We start from the raw sequence: 25,262 nt of genomic DNA, 5'->3' as shown, positions 1-25,262 counted from the left end.
CCGTCCACCCGTGCGGCGCGTGCCCGGCCCTCGGCCGACGACAGCGGCGCCACCCGGGGTACGGGTGGCGCCGCTGGTCGGGCGTGGGTGAAGGTCAGCCGGCGGTGGGGGCGGTCTCCGGCGCGCCGGCGGCGTCCTCGGGCTTGAGGGAGCGGAGCAGCACGCTGGCGACGTCGACGACCTCGACGTCCTCGCCGGCGCCCTTGCCGTTGACCCCGTCGTTGAGCATCGTCGAGCAGAACGGGCAGCCGACCGCGATGGTCTTCGCCCCGGTGGACATGGCCTCCTCGACCCGGTCCACGTTGATCCGCTTGCCGATCTTCTCCTCCATCCACATCCGGGCACCACCGGCGCCGCAGCAGAAGGAGCGCTCGCTGTTGCGCGGCATCTCGGTGAGCTCACCCTGGATGGAGTCGCCGAGCACCTCGCGCGGAGCCGCGAACACCCGGTTGTGCCGGCCCAGGTAGCAGGGGTCGTGGTAGGTCACACCGCCGTCGACCGGCTGCACCGGGGTGAGCTTGCCCGTGCTGACCAGGTGGGCCAGGAGCTGGGTGTGGTGGACCACCTCGAACTCGCCGCCGAGCTGGCCGTACTCGTTGCCGAGGGTGTTGAAGCAGTGCGGGCAGGTGGCGACGATCTTGCGCTTGGTCTTCTCCCGGCCCTCGAACGCCTCGTTCAGCGTCTCGACGTTCTGCTGGGCCAGCATCTGGAAGACGAACTCGTTGCCGATCCGGCGGGCCGGGTCACCGGTGCAGGTCTCGCCCTCGCCGAGGATGGCGAACTTCACGCCCGCCTCGTTGAGCAGCGTGGCGACCGCCCGGGTGGTCTTCTTGGCCCGGTCCTCGAACGCCCCGGCGCAGCCGACCCAGAACAGGTATTCGAAGTCCTCGACCTCGCCGACCCGGGGCACTTCGAAGTCCAGCCCCTTGGTCCAGTCCTCACGGGTGTTCTGCGGGGCGCCCCACGGGTTGCCCTTGTTCTCCAGGTTGCGGAGCATGACGCCGGCCTCGGACGGGAAGCTCGACTCGATCAGCACCTGGTAGCGGCGCATGTCGACGATGTGGTCGACGTGCTCGATGTCGACCGGGCACTGCTCGACGCAGGCGCCGCAGGTGGTGCAGGACCACAGCACGTCCGGGTCGATGATCCCGCCCTCGTCGGCGGTGCCGATCAGCGGCTTGTTCGACTCGGCCAGGGTCAGCACGTCCAGGTGGGCGAGCTGCGCCTCGGTGGCCTTCTCCTCACCGGTCAGGTCCTTGCCGCCGCCGGCCAGCAGGTACGGCGCCTTGGCGTACGCGTGGTCGCGCAGGCTCAGCACCAGCAGCTTCGGCGACAGCGGCTTGCCGGTGTTCCAGGCCGGGCACTGCGACTGGCAGCGGCCGCACTCGGTGCAGGTGCTGAAGTCCAGCAGGCCCTTCCAGCTGAACTGCTCGACCTGGGCGACGCCGAACTGGTCCTTCTCCGGGTCGGCCTCCTCGAAGTCGAGCGGCTTGCCCTCGCTCATCATCGGGCGGAGCGGGCCCAGGCCGGAACCGGCCGGCTTCGCCGGGTCGCGCTTGAAGAAGATGTTCGGGAAGGCCAGGAAGCGGTGCCAGGCGACACCCATGGTGACGTTCAGCGAGATGACGATGAGCCAGGTCATCGAAATGATGATCTTGATGAGCGCGGCGACGCTGGCACCGCTCTGCCAGGCGGGGAGCACCGCGCCGACGGCGTGGCTGAGCGGGGTGGCCCAGACCGGGTACTCGAAGTGGTCGGTGGCGACCTTGAAGCCCCGGATCACGAAGCCGAAGATCAGGACCAGCAGCACGATCCACTCGACGAAGTAGCCCTGCCACATCGTGGAGCCGGTGAACCGGGACCGCCCGCCCGGCCGGGTCGGCCGGTTGCGCAGCCGGATCGCCATCAGCACCACGATGCCGATCAGGCCGAGGATGCCGATCCACTCGGTGACCAGGCCGAAGACCGTCCAGCCCCCGATGATCGGCAGCCCGCCGGTCGGGGTGACGACCTCGAAGTACGCCTCGAGCACCAGCAGCGACAGCACGACGAAGCCGACCATCACGGTCCAGTGCGCCGCGCCCACCACGCTCCACTTGAGCATGCGGGTGTGGCCGACGGTCTCCGTCAGCATGGTCTTCGTACGGGTGCCCTTGTCGGTGAAGCGCTCCGGCGCCGGTTGCCCCAGCCGGATCACCGCCGTCATCTTCATGACCGCGCGCACCGCAAGCCACACCGCCACCGCGGTGATGGCGGCCGCGAGGATCGTGGTGACGATCTGGACGCTGCCCATCGAGTTGGCCTCCCGGTCTGCTGCCTGGTCGAGCGGCTCGGCGACCGGGGTCGGCTCAAGGAGCGGATGGCGTGGTGCCCGACCCGCTTCCCCGACCCGACCGGTCGATGACCTCGCTCCGCTCGGTCATGCAGTGCAGCCTACGCGCAAGGTTACCCAGCAGTAACGTGAGTCATCTCGCATCCGGCCACGCCGCCCTGCGCACACCTTAGGTGGACCCGGCGCAGCGCGCCGGTCAGGGGCGTCGTGGCGTGACGTACGTCCGCCCGCCGGGACGGCCCCCGGCCGGATGGACCGGACGGCCCGGCACACGACGACGGCCCGGATCCCGGACGGTCGCGGCGCGGCGCGGGACGCGCCGGGCCGGAGCCGTCGGGAACCGGGCCGGACCTCGACCGGGTCAGCGCCAGCGGGAGAGCAGGACCAGCGAGGCGACCATCGCGCCGAAGCCCACCGCGAGGTTCCAGTACCCCCACGTGGCGACCGGGTAGGCCTGCTCGGAGAGGTAGTAGACGACCAGCCAGCCGATGCCACCCACGATCAGCGCGACAGCGGTGATCGGCAGCCAGACCGGGCTAGGCTTGCGCGTCGCCGCCGTCGCCGTCGGACGTACGTCCGTCGGTGGGGTGTACACCTTCTTCTTGCGGACCTGAGACTTGGGCACGACGCTCTCCAGAGGGGGTGACGACCTCGTCCGGCCTGACAACCGGGCGCGGGGGCGACGGTCCATGGCCAATAATGTTCGACAGCTAGCGTAGTCCCGACGGACCGTCCAGGCCACGAATGGGGTCAGGCCGGTGCGCGGAGTGACCGACTTTTTCGGGTCGGGCACCCGGTCCGCAGCCCGCGGCCCGGCACGAGACGACGGGGAAGGAACGCTCGGTGGAGTACACATCCGGCGCGGCCTCCTGGCAGAAGGTGCTCCGGCGGGCGGTCGCCGGCCTGCTGCCACGGCGGCCCCGGCAGCGACGGCCGGGCTGGTCGGTCGGGGTGCCGCTGATCGCCGCCGCCGCCGGGCTGCTCTTCACCACCACCGCCACCACGGCCGGCGGCACCGCCCTGCGCGAGGACCGGCGTCCCCAGCTCACCCAGTTGATCGAGGACCGGCGGGAGCAGGTGGCCGCCAGCGAACTGCGGGCCGCCCGGCTGCGCGCCGAGGTCGAGAGCGAGACGGCCGCCCTGGCCAACACCGACAGGCCGATCAAACTGCAACAGGACCGGGCCGCCGCCAGCCGGCAGGCCGCCGGCTTGACCGCGCTCACCGGGACCGGCATCACGATCGAACTGAACGACGCGCCGCCCCGACGCAACGACCAGCCACTGCCCAAGGGGGCCAGCAACGACGACCTGGTCGTCCACCAGGGCGACGTCCAGGCGGTCGTGAACGCGCTCTGGGCCGGCGGGGCCGAAGCCATGTCAATCATGAACGTCCGCGTGCTCAGCACCAGCGCGGTACGCTGCGTCGGTAACACCCTGCTGCTGCACGGCCGGGTGTACTCCCCTCCGTTCAAGATCGTAGCGATTGGCGATCCCGCTGCCCTCGAGCAGGCCCTCGCCGCGTCTGAGGGAGTCCGGTTGTTCAAGGAAGCGGTCGACCACTACCAGCTCGGCTACCGCCAGACGGTCTCCCCGGTCACCGTCCCGGCGTTCGAGGACTCGACCACCCTGCGCTCGGCGAAGGTCCCCCGGTGACCGAGGACGACCGCGACGGGCGTCACCGCGATCAGGGCGAGGACCCCACCGCGTTCCTCCGCAAGGTCGACCGGCCGGGCCCGCCCCGGCCGCCGCTCGACCTGCCCTGGCCGGACGACGACCGGCGGGCCGAACCGGCCCGTCGCCCGGCCCGGCCCGCCGCCGGTACCGCCCGACCCGTCACCGGTGCCCGTGCCCCCGGGGGCGGCGGCGACCGGTTCCGCGCCCCGCCGCCCGCCTGGCCCGGCAACGCCCCGACCGGACCGTCGGCTCCCGGTGCCCCCCAACGTCCGGCCGCCGCCGACCCGGGCACCCGCCAGCCCGCCCCGCAGCGCTCGACCGCCGCCACCCCCCAGCACCCGGCTCCCGGCCCCGCGCAGCGTCCGGCCGCCGCCGGACCGGTCAGCGCCAGCCCGCCGGCCGGCCGGGTGCCGCCGACGAGCCTGTCCGACGTCCGACCGGCGCCCCGCCGGGCGACCCGTTCGGCGGGCGCGCCACCGCCCCACCCACCGATGCTCCGCGTACCGGTGGACGGGGTCCCGCTGCCACGCCGGCCGGCCGGCGTGGCCCGGCCGGTGGGTCTCCTGCCTTCACCGCTCCCCCGGCGAGCGACGTACCCCTGCGGCCGGTCCGGTCGACGGGCCCACCGAGGTGGTTCCGCCGGTCGGACCGCGCAGCTCCGCGACGCCACCGGCCGAACGGCGGCCCGGCGGCCCCGGGCCTGCGGTGGGACGGCCGACCGGCGACCGGGACGAACGCCCGGGACCGCGGCCGCCGGCCACCGGCGGCCCGCTCGACGGACCCCACGATCCTGCAGCCGGGCCGCTCGACGGCCGGGCGAGTGGCGATCGGCCCGGCCCGCCGACGGTACGGCCGGCGGCCATGGGCGAGGCGCCGACGGCGATCATCCCCAAGGTGGGTGACCGTCCCGGGCCCACCCGCAGGAACGACCCCGCTCGGCCCGACTCGCCCGGTGCGGGCCGCCGGCAGCCACCCCACGGCGAACCGGGCGGGCCCGTGGATCCGGGGGCCACCGCCGTGATCCCGCCGGTCACCGGTCGACGACCCACCCCGCCAGTGGACTCGACGGCCCTGATGGGTGCCGTACCACCGGTGCGGGACACCGGCGAACCGGCCGACGGGGAGGGCGACACCCCGGCCGAACCGCCGCGCCCCCGCCGGGGCGAACGGGTCGTACAGCTGCGGCCCGAGCAGACCGGCGAGGGCTACAAGAGCGTCTACTCGGAGCTGACCCGGCCCTCACTGACCTCCCGGCTGCGGACCGGCGTCCGCGTCACCGGTGAGCTGCTGATCACCTTCGGCCTGGTCGTACTGCTCTTCGCCGGCTATGAGATCTGGGGCAAGTCGATCATCGTCGACGCCCGTCAGAACGACCTGAACAGCCAACTCGCCCAGGCCTGGGCGCCCGATCCCACGGTCGGGCCGACGCCGGGACCGACCAAGAAGCCCGGGCCCCCGGTGGAGGGCAAGCCCATCGCCGGGCTCTACATCCCCAAGTTCGACAAGCACTGGATCGTCGTCGAGGGAGTCACCCCCGAGGACATCCGGTACGCCCCGGGCCACTACCCGAAGAGCGCGCTCCCCGGCGAGGTGGGCAACTTCGCCGTCGCGGGGCACCGCATCCGGGCCACCTTCTGGCGGCTGGACGAGCTGAACAGCGGCGACGACATCGTCGTCGAGGGCCAGACCGAGTGGTACGTCTACAAGGTCTACCAGAGCCACATCGTCACGCCGCGCCAGGTCGAGGCGGTGGCACCGGTGCCGATGAAGCCCGGCGCGAAGCCGACCGAGAAGCTGCTCACCCTGACCACCTGCAACCCGAAGTTCGACAACTACCAGCGCCTGATCATCCATGCCCGGCTGGACCACGTGCAGGCCAAGTCGGCCGGCCGTCCGGCGGAGCTGGGAGGCTGACATGTACGCGTGGATCTGGCGCAAGCTCCCGTTCGGGCTGCCCGGCAAGCTGGTCGGCTCGGTGCTGATCACCGCCGCGACGGTGGCGCTGCTCTGGTTCGTCGTCTTCCCCTGGGCCGAGCCGCTGCTCCCCTTCGACGACGTCCAGGTCACCCAGGACTCCGGGGTGCCCGGTGACAGCGGCGACGGCGGCCTCACGGTGCCCAGCAACGCCCCCACCGACGAGGAACTGCCGTACAGCACCCACTCGAACAACGCCCCGCCCTCCACCCCGAACAGGTGAACCGATGCGCGTCCTGGTGATCGACAACTACGACTCGTTCGTCTTCAACCTGGTGCAATACCTGGGCCAGCTCGGCGTGGACTGCGAGGTCCGCCGCAACGACGAGATCGACGTGGCCGAGGTCGGCCGGGTCGGCGCGGACGGCGTCCTGCTCTCGCCCGGACCGGGCAGCCCGGACCGCGCCGGCATCTGCCTGGACGTCATCCGGGAGTACGCCGGGAAGCTCCCGCTCTTCGGCGTCTGCCTCGGCCACCAGGCCATCGGCGAGGCGTTCGGCGGCACCGTCACCCGGGCGCCGGAACTGCTGCACGGCAAGACCTCCGAGGTACGCCACCACGGCGTCGGCGTGCTCGCCGGCCTGCCGGACCCGTTCACCGCCACCCGCTACCACTCGCTCGCCGTGCTGCCCGAGACGCTGCCGGCGGAGCTGGAGGTGACCGGCTGGACCGAATCGGGGGTGGTGATGGCGATGCGGCACCGGACGCTGCCCATCGAGGGCGTCCAGTTCCACCCGGAGTCCGTGCTGACCGAGGGCGGTCACCTGATGCTGGCGAACTGGCTGGCGGTGTGCGGCTTCACCGAGGCGCTGGAGCGCGCCCCGGAGCTGGCCGCCGAGGTGGACGCCCGTCGCCGCGCCGCCTTCGCCACCACCTGACCGCCATCGAGCAGCCGGCCGCCCTGGTCGACGGCGGCGTCGAGCGGACCGGCGCCGGGGTCAGTCGACCGGGAGCCGGCCGGGCGGGGTGGTCGGGAACGGCAGGCCGCCGCCACCCGTACCCCCGGGGGTGGTCGGCGATCCGGAGGGAGCCGGGCTGGTCGGCGTGGCGCTCGGCGAGTCGGACGGCTCGGGCAGCGGCACGCTCACCTCGATGGTCACCCGCTCACCCCTGGCCAGCTTCGTCCCCGCCTTCGGCGACTGATCGGTCACCTTGCCTGCCTCGGCCGCCGGCACCTCGTCGCCGTCGCGGGTCCGGACCTTGTAGCCGGCGTCCTCCAGCCGCTTGGTCGCCTGCTCCTTGGTGTAGCCCCGCACGTCCGGGACCTCGGTGACGTTGCCCCGCGAGACCTGCACCTTGACGGTGCTGTTCGGAGGCACGTCGGTCCCTTCGTTGGGGCTGATGTCGACGACCGTGCCCTCCTGCGCACTGTCGTTGACCAGCGTGTCGTCGACCTTCAGTCCCAGGGCCTCGAGCTGCTGCTTGACGTTCGTGAACTGCGACTTGACCAGCCCCTGCGGGATGGTGACCTTCCCCGGGCCGGTGCAGACGGAGAGGGTGACGTTGCGGTTCTTCTCCAGCTCCGAGTTCGCCGGCGGCTCCTGGTCGACCACGCTGCCCTTCTGGCAGGTGGTGTTCTGCACCGGGTCGCCGGCCACCGGGATCAGGCCGGCCTTGCGGACCTCGGCCTCCGCCGCGGCCTGGGACAACCCCTTGACCGACGGCACCTGGACCTTCCCGCTGCCGCTCTTGTTGAGCATCAGGGCGGCGACCAGGGCGATCACCGCCAGCACACCCAGCGCGGCGAACGTGGCGATCACCCAGGAGGAGCTCTTCCGCTTGCGCGGGTCGCCGACCCGGGCCGGCATCTGCTGCCGCGTCTGCGGACCCATCACCTGGGTCTGCTGGTAGCCGGCGGCGGCCGGAGCCATCGGCGCGGTCTCCTCGGCCGGCATGACCGGGGTGGCCAGCACGGGCCGGCCGGCGGCGGCGCGGAGCAGGTCCGCCCGCATCTCGCCGGCGCTCTGGTAGCGGTTGAGCGGGTTCTTCGACAGCGCCTTCAGCACGATCGCGTCGACCGCCGGGTTCACGTCCGGGTTGATGTCGCTCGGCGTGGGCGGCGCCTCCCGCACGTGCTGGTACGCGACGCTGACCGGGCTGTCCCCGACGAACGGCGGGTGCCCGCAGAGCAGCTCGAACAGCACGCAGCCGCCCGCGTACACGTCGGAGCGGGCGTCGACGGCCTCGCCCCGCGCCTGCTCGGGGGAAAGATATTGCGCGGTGCCGATCACGGCGCTGGTCTGGGTCATCGTGGTGGCGCCGCTGGCCAGGGCCCGGGCGATGCCGAAGTCCATCACCTTGACCTGGCCGGTCTGGGTGAGCATCACGTTGCCGGGCTTGATGTCCCGGTGGATGATGCCGTGCCGGTGGCTGAACTCCAGCGCCGCGCACATGTCGGCGCAGATCTCCAGCGCCCGACGGGGCTGGAGCCGCCCCTCGGCGCCCAGCACCTCCTTGAGGGTCCGCCCGTTGACGAACTCCATCACGATGAACGGCAGCGTCTCGCCGGTCGGCCCGGTCTCCTCGCCGGTGTCGTACACGGCGACGATGGCCGGGTGGTTGAGCGAGGCGGCGTTCTGCGCCTCCCGGCGGAACCGCATCTGGAAGGTGGCGTCCCGCGCCAGGTCGGCCCGGAGCATCTTGATCGCCACGTCCCGACCGAGCCGGAGATCGCGACCGCGGTGCACCTCTGCCATGCCGCCGTAGCCGAGCAGCTCGCCGACCTGATACCTGCCACCGAGCAGGCGGGCCTGCGCTGTCATCGCGTCTCTCGTCCTTCGCTCGTCGTCGTCCCGGCGCCACCCGGCTGGAGCCATACCATCCGACGGTACGACGCCCGGGCCAGATCGTCGCGTCCGTGGCCCCGCAGCGCGCCGGAGTCGACACTCACCGGGGCCGACACGCCGGGGTCACCGGACGCGTTGCCCTTCTTCAGGCTGTAGGAAATCACGCCGGAGCAGAGCACGACCAGCACGCCGAGCAGGACGGCGACCAGCCACAGTCCCGACCTGGACCGGCGGGGGGCCGGCGGCGGAGCGGCCGGCGGCCGGGCGTACCCGAGGGGGTGGTGCTGGCGGGGCGGCACGACCGCCGCACCGCGCGGCGGGACCGGCTGCGCCATCGGCGGCCGGTGCTGCGGCGCGACCGGCGCCACCGCGGTCGGCCGGGGAGCCATGGCCGGCGGGCGCTGCGGCGCCACCGGCGGCCGGGCCTGCGGCTGTGCCACCGGCGGTCGGGGCTGTTGGTGCGCCACCGGCGGCCGGGGCTGCGGCTGCGCGACGGGCGGCCGGGCGGACGTCGGGACCTGGGCCCGGGCCGACGGCGCGGCCGGCGACGCGGGTACGCCGGAGATCGGGCCGGAGTGGCCGGCGCGTGCCTGCTGGGAGAGGGCGGCCTTGGCCTGCCGGGCGACGCCGGCCAGCGCGGCTGCGCTCGGCCAGCGGGCTGCCGGATCCTTCGCCAGGGCCCGCTCGACGATGGCCTTGACCTGCGGCGGGATGTCACCGGGGAGCGGCCGGGGGGTGTCCCGGACGTGCTTCATGGCGATTTCGAGCGGGTTGTCGCCCTCGAACGGGCGGCGGCCGGCCAGGCACTGGTAGGCGACCACGCCGAGCGCGTAGACGTCCGAGGCGGGCGTCGCCACCGCGCCGGTGGCCTGCTCGGGCGAGATGTACGACGCGGTACCCAGCACCGAGCCGGCGGCGGTGAGCTGGCCGACCAGTTCCGAGCGGGCGATGCCGAAGTCGGTGAGCACCAGCGTGCCGTTCGGGCGGACCAGCAGGTTGCCCGGCTTCACGTCCCGGTGCACGATGCCCTTTTCGTGGGCGGCGTGCAGCGCGTCGGCGGCCTGCGCGAGCAGGGCCATCGTGCGGGCCGGGGTGAGCCGGCCGACCCGGCTCAGCGTCGACGACAGAGCGTCGCCCTCGACGTACTCCATGACCAGGAAGGCGATGTGCTGGTCGCTGCCGAAGTCGTAGACGTCGACCACGCCGGGGTGGTTGATGGTGGCCATGGTCCGCGCCTCGCCGCGGAACCGCTCGGCGAAGCCCGGCTCGTCGAGCAGCGCCGGGAGCAGGCTCTTCACCGCGACCGTACGGCCGAGCACCTGGTCGGTGCCGCGCCAGACGTCGCCCATGCCACCGCTGGCGATCCGCTCGTCGAGGCGGTAGCGGTTGCCGAGCTGCACCCCCGGGCTGAGCATGTCAGCGGCCTCCGGAGTCGGCGATGGCCGCCTGCATGATCTTCCCGGCGATCCGGGCCGCCTCGGAGCTGCCGCCGCTGCCGGCCTGCTCCAGCTCCACGCAGACCGCCGAGACCGCCTCGCCGTTCTTGTTGATGGCGAAGCCGATGAACCAGCCGTGGTCGGGCGTGTCCGGGCCGGACTGGGCGGTGCCGGTCTTGCCGCCGACGGTGTACCCGTCGATCGCCGCCTTCCGCCCGGTGCCGTTCTCGACCACGCTGACCATCATGTCCCGCAGGTCGGCGGCGACCTGGCCACTCACCGGCTGGCGGAGCTCGCGGGGATTCTTGGCGGTGTAGTAGCTGGTGGTGCGGTCCGGGGCGAGGAGCTGCTTGACCAGGTAGGGCCGCATCTGCTTCCCGCCGTTGGCGACCGACCCGGCGATCAGTGCGCCCTGCAGCGGGGTCATCCGGACGTCTCGCTGGCCGATCGAGGACTGGGCCAGGGCGGCCGGGTCGGTGGCGCCGCCCGGGGCCTCCATGTCACCGGTCCGGCTGGCCGCCACGCCCAGGCCGCCCTCGCCGAGCTGCCCGACCGTGAGGTCCTCCTGCTCGAAGCCGAACTGGCGGGCCTTCTCCTTGATCTTGTCGGCACCCAGCCGCACGCCGAGCTGGGCGAAGCCGGTGTTGCAGGACTCGGTGACCGCCTCGATCAGGCTGACCTGTGCCTCCGGGCAGATGGAGGGGGCGGCGTTGCGGATCGGCTGGCCCGAGGTCGGCGGGGTGTAGCTGGGTCCCGCCGGGATCTGGGTGGTCTTACCGACCCCGTTCTCCAGGGCGGCGGCGGCCACCACGATCTTGAAGGTCGAACCGGGCGGCAGCGTCTCCGACAGCGCCCGGTTCTTCAACGGCCCGGCCGGGTCGCTGTCGAGCTTGTTGTACGCCGTCTCGGCCACCGTGGTGTCGTGGCTGGCCAGCGGGTTCGGGTCGAAGCTCGGCATCGAGACCAGCGCCTGCACCGCCCCGGTACGCGGGTCGATCGCGATCGCCGCGCCCTTGGTCGCCCCCACCTGGTTGTCGGTGAGCTGCTTGTACGCCGTCTCCTGGGCCCGCTTCGAGAGGGTGAGCAGCACGTTGCCGCCGCCGGTCTCGTCGCCGGTGAACATGTCCTTCACCCGGTTGGCGATCAGCTGGTCGCTGGTGCCGGCGAGGAAGTCGTTCTCGATCTTCTCGATGCCGGTGTCGGCGAGGTTGACCGGCTTGTAGCCCAGCACGTGGGCGTACTTCTCGCCGCCCGGGTAGGTCCGCTGGAACCGCAGCTTGCCGCCGGTCTCCTTGCTGGTGGCCAGGGCGGTGCCGCCGGCCTCGATGTTGCCGCGCTTGCGCTCGTACTCGGCCACCTGGACCCGGCCGTTGTAGTCGCTGTTGCGGTATTCGTCGGCCTTGTAGGCCTGGATCCAGTTCAGGTTCGCGAAGAGCAGACCGAACAGGATCATGACAACGACGCCGACGCGGCGCAGGGGTGCGTTCACGGCCGGATCACCTCCGTGGGGGCACCGTGCAGCTGCTCGGGCGGGGCACCGGCCGGACGGGCGGCCGGACCGCCGCCGGTCACCGGCCGCCGGGCCCCGTCGGAGACCCGCAGCAGGATCGCGATGAGCAGCCAGTTCGCCATCAGCGACGAACCGCCGGCGGAGAGGAACGGGGTGGTCTGGCCGGTCAGCGGGATGAGCTTGCTGATCCCGCCGACGATCACGAAGACCTGCAGCGCCAGGGTGAAGGCCAGGCCACCGGCGAGCAGCTTGCCGAACGAGTCCCGCACCGCCAGCGCCGCCCGCAGGCCCCGCTCGACGATCAACAGATACACCACGAGCAGCGCGGAGAGCCCGAAGAGACCGATCTCCTCACCGATGCCGGCGAAGATGAAGTCGGTCTGCACCTCCGGCAGCAGGGTCGGCTGGCCGCCACCCGGGCCGGCCCCGAAAAGACCGCCGGTGCCGAGCGTGAGCAGACCCTGGACCAGCTGGTAGCCGCGGTCGTACGGCTCGGCGAACGGGTCCAGCCAGATCTGCGCACGGTCGTAGAAGTTGAGGAACGGACCGCCGACCGTGCTGCCGAGGAAGTAGGCCAGGTAGGCGCCGCCGAAGAAGAGGGTCAGGCCGATGAGCAGCCAACTGACCCGTTCGGTGGCGATGTAGAGGGTCACCACGAACATGCCGAAGTAGAGCAGCGAGGTGCCCAGGTCCTTCTCGAAGACCAGCACCAGGAGGCTGATCATCCAGACCACCAGGACCGGGCCGAGGTCCCGCCCGCGCGGGAAGTCGATGCCGAGCACCCGCCGGCTCGCCAGCGAGAGCACCTCACGCTTGCGGACCAGGTAGTACGCGAAGAACGCCAGCAGGGCGAGCTTGGCGAACTCACCCGGCTGGATCGAGAAGCCGCCGATCCGGATCCACAGCTTGGCGTTGTTGATCTCGGAGAAGCGGGCCGGCAGCACCGCCGGGATCATCACCAGCACGATGCCGGCCAACCCCAGGGTGTACGCGTACCGGGAGAGTGACCGGTGGTCGCGCATCAGGGCGAGCAGGCCGGCGGCGAGGATCACCGCGCCGAGGGTCCAGGCGAGCTGACGGCCACCCGTACCGGCGAAGATCGCCAGCGTCTCGCGGTCGGCCGGGGCCGCCTTGGCCAGGTCGTACCGGCGCAGGAAGCCCACCCCGATGCCGTTGAGCAGGGCCACCGCCGGCAGCAGCGCCGGATCGGCGAACGGCGCCAGCCAGCGGATCACCAGGTGCAGGCCGAGGAAGACCAGTCCCAGCGCGGCGGCCGGCATCCAGAAGTCCGGGGTGACCGTGTCCAGCACGTTCGCCTCGACGGTCGCCGCGTACGCCGCGACCAGCACCATGGCCAGCAGCAGCAGCGACAGCTCGGCGTTGCGCCGGGACCGGGCCAGGCGTACGCCGGGCTGCTCGCCCGTCGAGGCGGGCGAGGCTGCGGGTACGGCCGCTGCGGTCACGAAGAGGTCCTCGGTGTCGAGCCGACGTTCACTCGGGCGACCGGCAGCCCGCCGGGTCGACCGGCGGAACCGTGTCGGAGGGAACGGCGTCGGGCGTGGTGGTGGGCGCGGCCGGGACGCTGCCGACCGGCCCGGCGCTCCCGCTGGCCGCCGGCGCCACCGGGGTGCCGGTGGGCGCGGGCGGGGTGGCTGCCGGCGGGGTGGCCGTCGGGCTCGGCGGGCAGATCGGCTTGAGGTTCGGGTTCGCCGGGTCGTCGCTGGTCAGCTCGGCGAGCCGGCGCTGGGCGTCCGGCTCGTTGCGGGCCTGGATGCCCTGCTTCACCTGCTCCTGGGCGGCCAGGGTGAGGTCGTCCAGCTTGGCGTCGCTGGTCGAGTGCACGCTGGACAGGTCGAGCCCGGCGACCTGTCCGGGTACGCCCCGGAAGACCGCGAGCCGGCCCTCGTCGGTCGCCCCGACGTAGTACTGCCGCTGGGTGTAGCTCCACCCGGCGAAGAGGCCGCCGCCGAGGATGACCAGTAGCGCCAGCGCCATCGCCACGGTGCGCAGCGGGCGGCGGCGCCGTTCCGGCTCGTCGTCCCGGTTGTCCGCCGGTTCCTCCGGCGCGGGCGGCCGGGGCGCGTTGAGCGCGGAGGCCCGGGCCGCCGGGGTGGAGACGTCGGCCGAGGTGGCCATGCCGCGGTCCCGGGCGGCGGCGCCGCCGACGATCGGGGACGCCTCGACGATGTCCTGGTCGGTGGCGTCCGCGATGATCACGGTGATGTTGTCCGGGCCGCCGCCGCGCAGCGCGAGCTGCACCAGGCGCTCGACGCACTGCTGCGGATCCGGGTATTCGCGCAGCGTGTCGCCGATGGTGTCCGCGCTGACCACGCCGGAGAGCCCGTCGCTGCAGATCAGGTAACGGTCACCGGGCAGCACCTGGCGGACGCTGTATTCCGGGTCGATGTCGCGGCCGTCCAGGGCGCGGGTGAGCAGCGAGCGCTGGGGGTGGCTGCTCGCCTCCTCCGCGCTGATCCGGCCCTCGTCGACGAGCATCTGGACGTACGTGTCGTCCTTGGTGATCTGCGCGAACTCACCGTTGCGCAGGAGATAGGCCCGCGAGTCACCGATGTGGACCATGCCGAGCTTGCTGCCCGAGAAGAGGGTGGCGGTGAGCGTGGTGCCCATCCCCTCCAGCTGCGGGTTGGCGTCCACGGTGTCACGGAGCTGCTGGTTGGCGGTGCCGACGGCCGAACGCAACGCATCGACGAGGGCGTCCCCCGGGACGTCCTCGTCGAGCGGCGCCATGGCACCGATGACGATGTTGCTGGCGACGTCACCGGCGGCCATGCCGCCCATGCCGTCGGCGACGGCGAGGAGCCGCGGTCCGGCGTAGACGGAATCCTGATTACCGTCTCGGATCAGACCGCGGTCGCTGTGGGCCGCATAGCGCAGGGTCAGAGTCATGGCCGTAATTCGAGAGAAGTGCGGCCGATCCGGATCGGCACGCCGAGGGGGACGGGGGTTGGTCCGGTGACCTTAGCGCGATCCAGGTATGTGCCGTTAGTCGAGCCGAGATCCTCGACGAACCACTGTCCTTCGCGGGGCACCAGCCGGGCGTGCCGCGCCGAGGCGTAGTCGTCGGTGATCACCAGCGTGGAGTCCTCGGCCCGACCGATGGTGATCTGCGCCTCACCCAGAGTGATCCGGGTGCCGGCCAACTGGCCGGCGGTCACCACCAGCTGGTGGGCGGCCCTGCCCCGCTTCACCTTCGCCGGCTTCGCCGCCGCCTGTCCCGTCGACGCCCCGACCGCGCGTGGCGCGGCCACCAGCCGACCCGACCGGGCCCCCGCGAACAGGTCCCGGCGGATGACGCCGACCACCGTGAACACGAAGATCCACAGCAGGATCAGGAATCCGAACCGGGCGACGGTGATGACCAGTTCCGGCAAGGCGGGTCAGCCGTCCACGCGGAAGGTCAGGGTGGTCGTGCCGAGCTGGATCATGTCGCCGGGGTTGAGGGCGACCGCCGAGACACGCTGGCCGTTGACCATCGTCCCGTTCGTGGAGCCGAGGTCGGTCAGCACGACCTGCCCACCGTCGAAGTCCAGCCGGGCGTGTCGCCGGGAGATCCCGACGTCGGGCAGGCGCAGGTTGGCCTGGTCACCGCGGCCGATCACCGTCGACCCCATCTGGAGCGGATAGGTACGCCCGTCGCCGGAGACCAGCCGCACGTTGCGACCGCCACCGTGGCCGGGCGGGGGACCGTAGCCGCCGCCCTGGTCGTACGCCGGGTAGGCCGGCGGGCCGGCGTCGTAACCGCCGGGCGCGGAGACCGGGGCGACGTCGCCACCGGTGTAGACCTCGGCGGTGACCCGGAACATCCCGGTGTCCAGCCCCTCGCCGCGCTCAATCTCCACGATCACGTCGCCGTAGACCGTCCAGGCCTGCTCGCCGATGAACTCCGCCTGCGACTGGGCCAGTTCCTGGGCCAGCGCGGCGGCGTACGGCGCCAGCCGACTGTGGTCGTACGGCGAGAGATCGATCACGTAGCGGTTGGGCACCAACGTGCGCCCACCGGCCAGGATCGCCTTGTGCGCCTCGGCCTCCCGCTGCATGGCGTTGAGGATCTCCACGGGGTGGACCACCCCTTTGAAGACCTTGGCGAAGGCCCCCTCTACCAGGCCTTCCAGACGCTTCTCGAAGCGTTGCAGCACGCTCACCGGCTCCTCCTCGGGTCCCGAGGACATGATGGTATCCGGACACCGCCTCCGCAGCTCACATGCCGCTCGGCCAGCTGCCGGCGGCCCGTTCGAGGAGACCCCTGCGACCGTGCTACAGTTTCGTCCGCCACGAACGGTTATCGCTCGTGGCGACGACCGGGACCAGCGTAATATGTCCGGGCAACCCGCCGCACGGAGCGGGAGCCGGATCAGCTACGTTGACCCGAGTCAGGCCACGGGGATGTGGCGGAATGGCAGACGCGCACGGTTCAGGTCCGTGTGTCCGAAAGGACGTGGGGGTTCAACTCCCCCCATCCCCACCAGATCGACGAGGGCCCCGCAACTTGCGGGGCCCTCGCGTCGTATCGGGGCGAATCGAGCGCCGCGCTATGCTCCGATGGTTTCCTGCCTCCCATTGACCAGGAGTGTCGTGTGAGTGTCGCGTTGGTGACCGGCTCGGGCGGTCTCATCGGCTCCGAGGCGGTCCGGCACTTCGCCGGCCTCGGTCTCGACGTGGTCGGCATCGACAACGACATGCGGCAGGAGTTCTTCGGCGCCGAGGCGTCGACCGCGTGGAACGTGCGGCGGCTGACCGACGAGCTGGGGTCGGCGTACTCGCACCACAGCATCGACATCCGGGACCGGGCCGCGCTGGGCAAGCTCTTCGCCCGGTACGGCCACGACATCGCCGTGGTGATCCACACCGCTGCCCAGCCGTCGCACGACTGGGCCGTGCGCGACCCGTTCACCGACTTCGACGTCAACGCCGGCGGCACCCTCAACGTGCTGCAGAACGTCCGCGAGCACTGCATCGAGGCGCCGGTGATCCACTGCTCGACCAACAAGGTCTACGGCGACCGGCCGAACAGCCTGCCCCTGGTGGAGCTGGAGACCCGCTACGAGCTGCCCGAGGACCACCCCTACTTCCAGGGCATCCGCGAGGACATGTCGATCGACGCCTGCCTGCACTCGGTCTTCGGCGCCTCCAAGGTCGCCGCCGACGTGATGGTCCAGGAGTACGGCCGCTACTTCGGCATGCGAACCGCCTGCTTCCGGGGCGGCACGCTGACCGGCCCGGCCCACTCGGCCACCGAGCTGCACGGCTTCCTCGGCTACGTGATGCGGGCCAACATGGAGCGCCGGACGTACAAGATCTTCGGCTACCAGGGCAAGCAGGTCCGGGACGCGATCCACAGCTCGGACGTGGTGTCGGCGTTCGAGGCGTTCTTCCGCAACCCGCGCTCGGCGGCGGTCTACAACCTGGGCGGCGGCCGGCACTCCAACATCTCGATGCGCGAGGTCTTCGCGCTGGCCCAGGAGATCACCGGCCACGAGATGATCAGCGAGTACGTCGAGGCGAACCGGATCGGCGACCACAAGTGGTGGATCGGCTCGAACGAGGCGTTCCAGGCCGACTACCCAGACTGGAAGCAGGTCTACGACGTGCCGATGATCGCGCGCGAGATCTACGAGGCCAACGTGGACAAGTGGGTGCCGCAGGCATGACCACCGGCACCAAGCGGAACGTCCTCGGCGTGCTGGTCGACGCGACCGACTACACCCGGGCCACGGAGGCGGTGCTGGCGGCGGCGCGGGACCGCCGGCCGATGGCGCTCACCGCGCTGGCCGTGCACGGCGTGATGACCGGCGTGCTCGACCCGCCGCACAACGCCCGGCTGAACTCGTTCGACGTGGTCACCCCGGACGGCCAGCCGGTCCGCTGGGCGCTCAACCTGCTGCACGGCGCCGGCCTCACCGACCGGGTCTACGGCCCGGAGCTCACCCTGCGGGTGCTGTGCCGCTTCGCCGACGAGGGCCTGCCGGTCTACCTGTACGGCTCGACCGAGGAGACCCTGGCCCGGCTGATCCCGGCGCTGGAGGCGAAGTTCCCGGCCCTGAAGATCGCCGGGGTGGAACCGTCGAAGTTCCGGCAGGTGCAGCCCGGCGAGGACGTCGAGATCGCCGACCGGATCAAGGCCAGCGGGGCCCGGCTCGTCCTGGTCGGGCTCGGCTGCCCCCGCCAGGAGGTCTTCGCGTACGCGATGCGACCGCTGCTGGACATGCCGATGATGGCGGTCGGGGCGGCCTTCGACTACCACGCGGGCCTGCTGCGCAACCCGCCGCCGTGGATGCAGCGCGCCGGCCTGGAGTGGTTCTGGCGGCTCGGCCTGGAACCGAAGCGACTCTGGCGCCGGTACGTGATCCTCAACCCGGCCTACCTGGCCCGGCTGGCGGCGCAGAAGACCGGCCTGTGGAAGGCCACTCCACCGCCCCCGGCCACGGAACGTCCCGCCACCTTCGCCGTCTGACCCGGTCCGTCCGGCGAGGACGCCCCCGGACCGCCCCTACGGGTCGGCTGTCCGGGGTGAACCGGGGGTCGGCCCGGATTCGGCCGACGTCGAAGTGGGCAAGGCTGGCGGCATGGATGACCATCTCGCCGTACTGCTCCCGATCGCGGCCGTCTGGACGGCCGCCGGGATCGTCGCGGACGGACTGCCCCGGCTGGACCGCGCCCGAGCGCTGCGCCGGCGTACCGGATGGTTGTCCGCCCTGACCCTGACCGGCCTGGGGCTGACGGCGGCGGTGCTCTTCGGCGGCCTGCAGAGCGCCGGCACCACCACCGTGCTGGACCGGGCCGCCGCCGGTCTGGGCCTCGCTGCGACCCCGGCGCTGGTGGTGGCGGTCTGCACCGTCCGCCGGGTGCGGCGGCTGCGGACCGGCGCGGGCGCTTTCGCCCGGGCACCGGAGACCCCGGCGCGCACGGCCTGCGGGCCGCCGCGGCGCACCCGTTGGTCGGCCTGCCCCTCCAGGTCACCGCGCTGGCGACCGTCGCGGCGCTGGTCCCGGCCGCGGCCGGGGACCTTTTCGCCGACCCCGGCGTCACGGGGGCCGCGGTCACCGTCGGCGTCCTGGCGGTGGCCGCGATCGGGGTACGCCACGCGCTGCGGCACAACCGGCTCGCCGAGCGGGCGATGCCGGCGGCGGTCAGCTCACCGCGAACGGCCGGCGCCCTGCACGTATAGCAGCTCCAGGATCGCCCGGGTCGCCTCGAACCAGCGGTCCAGCCAGCCGGGCGGCGGGACGCTCCCCCTGGGGGGCAGCTCCAGCAGCAGGCCCCGCAGCAGTGGGTGGTCCACCAGGGACTCGGTGGGCTCCGGCGGCCAGCCGGCCGGCGGGAAGGACGGCTCGGTCAGCGGGTTGGGGTCCAGCGACGGCAGCGACAGCGGCGGCGCGGCCTGCTCCGGTGCGGACGGGCCGCCGTCCCGGCCGTCCAACTCGGTGTCGCTGGAGACCACCTCGGTGAGGACCGTGTCCCGGCGTGCCCCGCGGTACTTCCCGCCGAACCGCTCGGGCTTGCCCGGGCCGTTCGTGAGGTTCTCTGAGCCGATCGTCGTCATCCGTCTCGCCTGCCTCGCTCGGTTGCCGATCCCGGGGGCGGCGGGTCGTCGACCCGCGCCGTACCGAGGGGTACAACGAGGCGGGACGGAAGTGGCGACGGGCGGACGGTGGATCCCGGCCGATCCACCGTCCACTCTCCACCCGGACCCAGGGCGTGGCCCGCCCGGCGACGCTGCCGGTCGGGACCACGCCGGGTCCGGAATCGCCGGGTCAGGCCCCGGCGAACACACCGTCTCTGGCGCCGGCGACGAAGGCGTGCCAGTCACCCGGGGCGAAGACCAGAGCGGGACCCCGCTTGTCCTTCGAGTCCCGGACCCCGACCGCCCCGGTCACGTACGCGACCTCCACGCAGTTGTCACAGTTCGGCCCGCTCTTCGAGCTCTTGAACCAGGTCGCCTGCGTCAGGTCCGCGGGGAACTCCTTGGTCGCGATTTCCACAGTGGCTCCTCTGCCAGTTTTGCGATGTGTGCGATGGATTCCTCCGGTCGTATGGCCGCTGCTCGAATGTGATCGAAGATGAAGCTGTACTTCTGCAGTTCGTCGCTCTTCTCCAGGAAGAGCCCACCCGTGGCGTTCTCCGCGTACACGACATCGGGATCACTCGCTTCGGGGAAGCTGAGGATGGTGAAGGTGCCGTCCATGCCGGCGTGCGCTCCCACGTCGAAGGGCAGGACCTGCAACGTCACGTTCGGCAACTGGGCCACCTCCACCAGCCGCTGGAGCTGGCCACGCATCACCGCGTCGCCGCCCACCGGCCGGCTCAGCACCGCCTCATCGAGCACCACCCACAGATCGACCGGATCGTCCTGGGTCAACAACGACTGACGGCCCAACCGGACACGCACCCGTTGATGTACCTGGTCGGCGGTGAAGTCGGGCCGGGCGGCCCGGATCATCGCGCCCGCGTACTCCTCGGTCTCCAGCAGTCCCGGCACGACCTGCTGCTCGTACGCCCGGATGGAACCGGCCGCCGCCTCCAGCCCCACGTACGCCCCGACCAGCACCGTGCTGTACGGATGCCACCAGCCCTTCTGCCGGGCCTCCCGGGCGATCTGCACCAGCTCGTCGCTCTCGGCGCCGACGACCCCGTAGATCCGGAGCATGTCCCGCACGTCGCGTGGGGTGGCGGTGGTGTGGCCGGTCTCGATCCGCGAGACCTTGGAGGCCGAGCACTCCAGCTGCTCGGCGACCGCCTCGATGGTGATGCCGGCGGTCTCCCGCTGGCGCCGGAGTTCCGCACCCAGCCGGCGACGCCGGATCGTGGGACTGCGCCGCTCACTCACGACGCGGCTCCGGTGGTCGTCGGACGGGAACGTCTGCCTTTCGCGTTCACCCGGCTACCTCCGGTCGATCGCGCCCGGATCCACACCCGCCGGGGGCGCGACCGTCGACGGCGGGCGATCGTTCGCGGCATGGGGTGGTGCCGGTCGTCGACCGGCCGCGACGGGCGAAACCGGCGTCCAGTGTGCCGCCCCGGTGTACACGTGTTCAAGCATGCCGTTCACGTGTCCTGCTCACGTATGAGCAAAAGGCGACGTGCAACTTGCATGTCGCACGCCGCTGATGCAGTCTGTCCGTATGGCACGGGTTACTCACCGTCCTCGCATGATCCCTCGGAGTGGTCATCCCACCGACCGTGGGGCAGCGGGCGGGGAGCCCTCCCGCGCCGCGTTACGAAGACCTGCCCCGGGGTGATGACCTCGCCGCTGCACGCCAGTTGGCTGTGGCGGCGGGAGCGGTAACCGGAGCAGCCGGGTGATGGTCGGGTGGCGGCACGCCACCAGCGGGTACGGCCCGACCACCACCGGAGACCTGAGCAAGCCGGCCCACCAGGCACGATCCCGCGAAGCGGGCCGACCTGTCCCCCCGATCAGCCCCCGCCGGCCCGCTGCCGGCCGATCCTCCCCAGGAGCCCATGTGCTTCCCCGCTCCGGTGACGTACTGAGCGTGACTCGCGCGGCGAGTGTCCAGTTCCTCAGACCCATCACGTTCCGGGTGATCCGGGTGCTCGACTGGCCCACCTACGACGGTTGGCTGTGGCTCGACGGCTACGAGTTGAACGCGGCGGGGGACGCGGTCAACCGGCGGTCGATCTTCGTACAGTCGGCCGGGCTCGAGCAGCTCCAGGCCGCGCCCGCGCCCCGTCCGCACACCGCCACCCGCCCGTACAACGTGCGCGGCGGCGCCCGACGGCCGGTCACCCGGACCCCGGTCCGAGTGGGCTGACCCACGATTACCAGGTCGGGGGGCGTGCCGCCGCCATAGAATCGGTACGCCCACCCCGGCGAAGTCTCCACCCCGCGCGTCCCGGACCCTGAACCTGGGATGGCCATGGTCAATCTGCCCGCCGCGCGGCGGCACCACAGGTCCCGCATCGGCTACGCCCTCGGGCTGCTGGCACTGCTCGGTGCCACGACCGCCCTCCTGGTCGTGGCCCGCTACCCGGCGGTCTCCGAGGCGCAGGAACTGCGCGAACCGGTGCCGGCTCCCGAGATCACGGTGGCCGGCGCGGGCGACCGCCCCCCGACGGATCCCACCGAACCGGGCTGGCCGGTGGACGAGCCCCTCGATCCCGCGCCCACCCCGGACACGGCCGGGGCCGGCGGCGGTGCCGAGGCCCTGACCGGCGTCGGGGGCGGCGGCACCACCGCCGGCGACGTCAGCCGGTCGCTGTTCTACTCCGGGCTGCTCGGGCTCACCATCTCGCTCGCCGGTCTCGGCCTGGTCGGCACGAGACGGCGGCAGTGGTGAGGGTCAGGGGGTCGAGGTGGCCGACGGGCCGGGCGTGGGCGTGCCGGCGCTGCTCGTCGGGGCCGCGGCCCCGGCGACCACGACGGTGACCCGGTCGCCCTCGCGGATCGGCTCACCCGCCCCGGGGTCCGTCTCCAGCACCGTGCCGGCCGGCTGTTCCGACGTCCGGGTCCGCACCCGGTAGTCGACATCCAGCCGGTCCAGGATCTGCCGGGCGGCCGCTTCCGGCAGTCCCACCAGCGGCGGCATCGGCACCTCGGCGGCAGCGGTGGTGGCGGGCGGGGTCGTCGGCGGTGCGGTGCTCGGCGCCGCCGAGGTCGGTGCGGCACTGGTCGCCGGGGCGGTGGTCGGTCGGGGCGACGGCGTGGGGGACGGTGCCGGACCCTCGTCCGCCGCCCGGAGCACCAGCCACACACCGAGCCCGATCAGGGCGAGCAACGCCAGGGCCAGGATGCCCAGCAGGATCGGCATCCACCAACGCCGGTCGGCCTGTTCCTCGGTGTACCAGTCGGTGGACTGGTCGGGCGGTCGCGGCGGCGGGACCCCGGCCCGGCCGGACCACGCGGGCGGGGTGGGCGGCAGAGGTGCCGTGGGGTTCGCCGGCGCCGGGCGCTCCGCGTCGCCGGGGATCGGCCGGGTGGCGTCCGCGTCCGGTGGACCGCTCCGGTCCGCCCGGGGCAGCGGGCGGGTGGCGTCGACGTTCTCCCCGGCGGATGGTTCCTGACGGTCGTTGCTCATGGCACGTCCTCTCGCCACCGGGCGGCGTGACGGCCCCCGCCTTCACGCTAGCCCGCGGGGCAAGGGACGGGCGGGATCGGCGCGCGCCGCGTCACCGGTCGCGCGGCGGGTGACCCGTCGGCGGGACCCGTGCGGCGTGCCGGGTCAGGGTGTCGCGGACGGCGTCGGCGACGCGGACGGCCCGGTGCCGCAGGAGATGCTCACCGGGTCGTTCCACCGGGCCGCCGTACCCGCCGCCGGTTCCTGGGCGCTCACCTTCCCGGACCGACCGGTGGCGTACCGGGGATAGAGGCCGGCCTCGACCAGGTCGTCGGCCGCGTCGCCGCAGTCGTCCCCGGTCAGCTCCGGTACGTCGACGGCGGGCGCCGGGCCGGCCACCCAGAGGGTGACGGTGACCCCCTTGCGGACCGGCGTGCCGGGTGCCGGGGAACTGCGGGTGACGTCCTGTCCGGTGCCGGTGCCGAAGACGAGCCGCCAGCCGAGCTTGTGCTCGCGCAGCCGCTCCCGCGCCGACTCGAAGTCCGTACCGACGACCTCCGGTACGGTCAGCCCGGCCGAGGAGGGCGCCGTCGTGCGGGGCGCCGGACCGCTGGTACGGGGCGACGAACTGGTCGGCTCGTCCGTGGGCGGGGTCGCCGCGTCGGTGGTCGCGGCGGCGACCGGCCGGTCGGGCGGGGCGCCGTCGTCGCTGCCGGCCAGCACCCAGCCGCCGCTCGCGCCGATCACCACCAGCAGCACGGTCGCCACCGCGCCGCCGAGCAGCAGCCGGGTCCGGTCCGGCCCGTCCGACCCGCCCGCCCGTTCCGGATATCCGTCCGTCATCACGCCCACCGCCTCTTCACCGGCGACCGTATCCGGTTGCGCCAAGCCCGCTGTCACGGCGCGTGACGGCTGCTGCGCACGACTCGCCCCGCCGACCACGGGACGTTACGCTCCCCCGCATGGCCAGACGAGGCTGGGGAGGATCGATCGCCACCGCGATCGGTGTCGCTGCCGGTGCGGGTGCGGCGCAACTGGGCTTCGGTTACGGCCTGGGGATCATCAATTGGACGACGGCCGGGGGCGACCGGGCCGAGGCCGCCTGGGTCGCGAGCCTCGCCTGGGCCACCTGGGTCGCCGCGACCTCCGTGATCGCGGGAGCGATCTGCGCCCAGCGGCTACGCGACCGCGGCGCCGACGAGGAGTCGCCGGGCGGTTCGGGGTCGAAGCTGGCCCTGACCCTCGCCGCAGCGGTCGGCGCGCTGGTCACCGTGCTGCTGGTCGCGGTGCCCGCCCGGGCGGCGGTGGTGCCGCAGGTCGGCTCGCCCCAGGCGGTCGCGGCCGGCTACGCGGCGGCCGGGCTCCTGACCGGGGCGCTGGTGGCGCTCTGGGCGCTGCACTCGCGGGCCGCCGCCGGCAACGTCATCGCCACGGTCGGCTGGCTCTGGCTGCTCGCCGTCGTCGCGGTGGTCGACGGCGTGCTCTCCGGACGGGGACTGACCAGCGCCCAACTCGGCATCTGGCAGATCAGCGCGGACCGCGGCTCGTTCTGGATCCGGGACTACTTCTACTGGCCCGGCGCGGTCCTGGCCACCGGCTCGGCGCTGGTGATCGGCGCGCTCGCCGCCCGGGGTGCCGCCCGGTCGGCCCACCGGCGGGTGGGGGCGGCGGCGTCCGGGGCGGCCGGGCCGCTGCTGGTGGCGGTGGCGTACCTGCTGGCGGTGCCGAGGCTCGCCGGGATCGCCCCGGAGCAGTTGTCGGCCCACCTGATCGCCCCGTACGCGGTGATCGCCGGGGTGGGTGGCTCGGTGCTGGTGACGGCGCTGGCGCAGCGCCGCGACCGGCGGGCCGCCGCGCACGCCGGGGTCACCGTGCCGCGGCAGCGGACCGGCGGGTCCGACGACGCGCTCGCGGTCGATCCACCGGACGCCGCGGGCGGAGACCTTTCCGAGCCGGGTACGTCCCACCGGACGCCGGACGGGTCGACCCCGACCCTGGTCGCGCCCACGGTCGACAACAGCTCGCCCGCCCCGCGCGCCGGCACCCGGACCCGGCCGGCCGCCACCCGCGCAGCGTCCTCCCGGGCCCGGTCCACCGCTGTCCCGCCGAAAGCGACCACCTCCACGACCGCACCTGCCGCCGATCCGGTAGGTCCGACCCCGGGCGCCGTCACCCGGAGCGAGGGCACGGCGGAGCCGACTCCAGCATCGGAAGCCGCGATCGGGAGGACCGGACGGCGGGGCGGCACCACCGACCCGATCGGGCCGGTGGGTGGCAGGGCGCAGACCGGCGGACCGGTGGACGGCGGGGCGGAACCGACAGGCGACATGGGTGGCACGACGGAGTCGACCGGGTCGGTGGACGGTGGGGCGGACGTACCGGCCGGCGGGGCGAGGAGCCGGCCCGGGCGGCGCAGCCGCTGAGCCGACCTGCCGGCGGGACCGGGCTGTTCCTCTCCAGCGCGGGCGAGGCCCGGTGGCGCGGCCCCGGGTGAGGACCGTCGTACCCCTGGACGGGCCG

Annotated in this window: 24 protein-coding genes and 1 tRNA gene; 11 read left to right on the top strand and 14 right to left on the bottom strand. The window is 72.9% G+C overall.

Annotated elements, in window-relative coordinates; all coding sequences use genetic code 11:
- Positions 1–94 precede the first annotated feature (94 nt).
- Positions 95–2,293: a (Fe-S)-binding protein gene (locus tag MRQ36_RS13345; RefSeq protein WP_242795585.1), complete on the bottom strand. Its 2,199-nt coding sequence runs from the start codon at positions 2,291–2,293 to the stop codon at positions 95–97.
- 400 nt (positions 2,294–2,693) lie between these two features.
- Entirely contained in the window at positions 2,694–2,957 is a 264-nt protein-coding gene (locus MRQ36_RS13340; protein WP_242795582.1) for a cell division protein CrgA, read from the bottom strand.
- A 218-nt stretch (positions 2,958–3,175) separates the two neighbouring features.
- Between MRQ36_RS13340 and MRQ36_RS13335 the strand changes: the two genes are divergently transcribed.
- The 4 genes from MRQ36_RS13335 to MRQ36_RS13320 all read left to right on the top strand — a co-directional run bounded on the left by MRQ36_RS13335 (position 3,176) and on the right by MRQ36_RS13320 (position 6,858).
- Positions 3,176–3,985: a DUF881 domain-containing protein gene (locus tag MRQ36_RS13335; protein ID WP_242795580.1), complete on the top strand. Its 810-nt coding sequence runs from the start codon at positions 3,176–3,178 to the stop codon at positions 3,983–3,985.
- A 1,113-nt stretch (positions 3,986–5,098) separates the two neighbouring features.
- Positions 5,099–5,920 (top strand): class E sortase, encoded by an 822-nt coding sequence (locus MRQ36_RS13330; protein WP_242795578.1) that lies wholly within the window; start codon positions 5,099–5,101, stop codon positions 5,918–5,920.
- Between the two features lies 1 nt (position 5,921).
- On the top strand, positions 5,922–6,203 hold the full coding sequence (locus MRQ36_RS13325; RefSeq protein WP_242795575.1) for a hypothetical protein: 282 nt from the start codon (positions 5,922–5,924) through the stop codon (positions 6,201–6,203).
- Positions 6,204–6,207: 4 nt separating this feature from the next.
- On the top strand, positions 6,208–6,858 hold the full coding sequence (locus tag MRQ36_RS13320; RefSeq protein WP_242795574.1) for an aminodeoxychorismate/anthranilate synthase component II: 651 nt from the start codon (positions 6,208–6,210) through the stop codon (positions 6,856–6,858).
- A 60-nt stretch (positions 6,859–6,918) separates the two neighbouring features.
- On the opposite strand, the gene pknB is transcribed toward MRQ36_RS13320, so the two are convergent.
- From pknB to MRQ36_RS13285, 7 genes are read right to left on the bottom strand one after another with little or no spacing between them, the layout of a single operon-like run.
- Complete coding sequence (gene pknB / locus MRQ36_RS13315; protein ID WP_242795573.1) at positions 6,919–8,742, bottom strand: Stk1 family PASTA domain-containing Ser/Thr kinase; 1,824 nt, start codon at positions 8,740–8,742, stop codon at positions 6,919–6,921.
- The gene (locus tag MRQ36_RS13310) at positions 8,739–10,181 is read right to left on the bottom strand and encodes a serine/threonine-protein kinase (RefSeq protein ID WP_242795570.1); all 1,443 of its coding nucleotides are present in this window, start codon (positions 10,179–10,181) and stop codon (positions 8,739–8,741) included. Before MRQ36_RS13310 ends, pknB begins: the two co-directional genes overlap by 4 nt.
- Before the next feature lies 1 nt (position 10,182).
- Entirely contained in the window at positions 10,183–11,691 is a 1,509-nt protein-coding gene (locus MRQ36_RS13305) for a penicillin-binding protein 2 (protein WP_242795556.1), read from the bottom strand.
- Positions 11,688–13,175, bottom strand: coding sequence for an FtsW/RodA/SpoVE family cell cycle protein (locus MRQ36_RS13300; RefSeq protein ID WP_374250105.1), 1,488 nt, complete (start codon positions 13,173–13,175; stop codon positions 11,688–11,690). Before MRQ36_RS13300 ends, MRQ36_RS13305 begins: the two co-directional genes overlap by 4 nt.
- 28 nt (positions 13,176–13,203) lie before the next feature.
- On the bottom strand, positions 13,204–14,619 hold the full coding sequence (locus MRQ36_RS13295) for a PP2C family serine/threonine-protein phosphatase (protein ID WP_242795553.1): 1,416 nt from the start codon (positions 14,617–14,619) through the stop codon (positions 13,204–13,206).
- Positions 14,616–15,104 (bottom strand): FHA domain-containing protein, encoded by a 489-nt coding sequence (locus MRQ36_RS13290; protein ID WP_242795550.1) that lies wholly within the window; start codon positions 15,102–15,104, stop codon positions 14,616–14,618. The genes MRQ36_RS13295 and MRQ36_RS13290 overlap by 4 nt, the downstream gene beginning before the upstream one ends.
- A gap of 6 nt (positions 15,105–15,110) precedes the next feature.
- Positions 15,111–15,902: a DUF3662 and FHA domain-containing protein gene (locus MRQ36_RS13285; protein WP_242795548.1), complete on the bottom strand. Its 792-nt coding sequence runs from the start codon at positions 15,900–15,902 to the stop codon at positions 15,111–15,113.
- 210 nt (positions 15,903–16,112) lie between these two features.
- On the opposite strand from MRQ36_RS13285, the gene MRQ36_RS13280 reads away from it, so the two are divergent.
- The 4 genes from MRQ36_RS13280 (at position 16,113) to MRQ36_RS13265 (ending at position 18,898) form a co-directional block, all read left to right on the top strand.
- Positions 16,113–16,198, top strand: a tRNA-Leu gene (locus MRQ36_RS13280).
- A gap of 109 nt (positions 16,199–16,307) precedes the next feature.
- Positions 16,308–17,381, top strand: a complete 1,074-nt coding sequence (locus tag MRQ36_RS13275) for an NAD-dependent epimerase/dehydratase family protein (protein ID WP_242795545.1) — start codon at positions 16,308–16,310, stop codon at positions 17,379–17,381.
- Positions 17,378–18,184, top strand: a complete 807-nt coding sequence (locus MRQ36_RS13270; RefSeq protein WP_242795542.1) for a WecB/TagA/CpsF family glycosyltransferase — start codon at positions 17,378–17,380, stop codon at positions 18,182–18,184. Before MRQ36_RS13275 ends, MRQ36_RS13270 begins: the two co-directional genes overlap by 4 nt.
- 480 nt (positions 18,185–18,664) lie before the next feature.
- Complete coding sequence (locus tag MRQ36_RS13265) at positions 18,665–18,898, top strand: hypothetical protein (RefSeq protein ID WP_242795540.1); 234 nt, start codon at positions 18,665–18,667, stop codon at positions 18,896–18,898.
- Here MRQ36_RS13265 and MRQ36_RS13260 read toward each other — a convergent pair.
- The 3 genes from MRQ36_RS13260 to MRQ36_RS13250 all read right to left on the bottom strand — a co-directional run bounded on the left by MRQ36_RS13260 (position 18,866) and on the right by MRQ36_RS13250 (position 20,557).
- Complete coding sequence (locus tag MRQ36_RS13260; RefSeq protein WP_242795537.1) at positions 18,866–19,273, bottom strand: hypothetical protein; 408 nt, start codon at positions 19,271–19,273, stop codon at positions 18,866–18,868. The genes MRQ36_RS13265 and MRQ36_RS13260 overlap by 33 nt on opposite strands.
- 211 nt (positions 19,274–19,484) lie before the next feature.
- Positions 19,485–19,706, bottom strand: coding sequence for a DUF397 domain-containing protein (locus MRQ36_RS13255; RefSeq protein ID WP_242801074.1), 222 nt, complete (start codon positions 19,704–19,706; stop codon positions 19,485–19,487).
- Positions 19,676–20,557, bottom strand: coding sequence for a helix-turn-helix transcriptional regulator (locus MRQ36_RS13250; RefSeq protein ID WP_242795535.1), 882 nt, complete (start codon positions 20,555–20,557; stop codon positions 19,676–19,678). Before MRQ36_RS13250 ends, MRQ36_RS13255 begins: the two co-directional genes overlap by 31 nt.
- 634 nt (positions 20,558–21,191) lie before the next feature.
- Here MRQ36_RS13250 and MRQ36_RS13245 point away from each other — a divergent pair.
- Entirely contained in the window at positions 21,192–21,500 is a 309-nt protein-coding gene (locus tag MRQ36_RS13245) for a hypothetical protein (protein ID WP_242795531.1), read from the top strand.
- Between the two features lie 99 nt (positions 21,501–21,599).
- Positions 21,600–22,025 carry a hypothetical protein gene (locus MRQ36_RS13240; RefSeq protein WP_242795529.1) on the top strand — a complete coding sequence of 142 codons (426 nt, stop codon included), beginning with the start codon at positions 21,600–21,602 and terminating at the stop codon, positions 22,023–22,025.
- Positions 22,026–22,028: 3 nt separating this feature from the next.
- Here the strand turns inward: MRQ36_RS13240 and MRQ36_RS13235 are convergent, their stop codons facing one another.
- Entirely contained in the window at positions 22,029–22,763 is a 735-nt protein-coding gene (locus MRQ36_RS13235; protein ID WP_242795526.1) for a PASTA domain-containing protein, read from the bottom strand.
- A 144-nt stretch (positions 22,764–22,907) separates the two neighbouring features.
- Complete coding sequence (locus MRQ36_RS13230; protein ID WP_242795524.1) at positions 22,908–23,585, bottom strand: PASTA domain-containing protein; 678 nt, start codon at positions 23,583–23,585, stop codon at positions 22,908–22,910.
- A 119-nt stretch (positions 23,586–23,704) separates the two neighbouring features.
- Between MRQ36_RS13230 and MRQ36_RS13225 the strand changes: the two genes are divergently transcribed.
- The gene (locus MRQ36_RS13225; RefSeq protein WP_242795521.1) at positions 23,705–25,165 is read left to right on the top strand and encodes a hypothetical protein; all 1,461 of its coding nucleotides are present in this window, start codon (positions 23,705–23,707) and stop codon (positions 25,163–25,165) included.
- Positions 25,166–25,262: the final 97 nt, after the last annotated feature.

Origin of the sequence: Micromonospora sp. R77, from assembly GCF_022747945.1 — a bacterium.
Taxonomy (GTDB): Bacteria; Actinomycetota; Actinomycetes; order Mycobacteriales; family Micromonosporaceae; genus Micromonospora.
The sequence above is the reverse complement of the archived record's forward strand: the minus strand, read 5'-3'. Positions and strand labels throughout refer to the sequence as shown.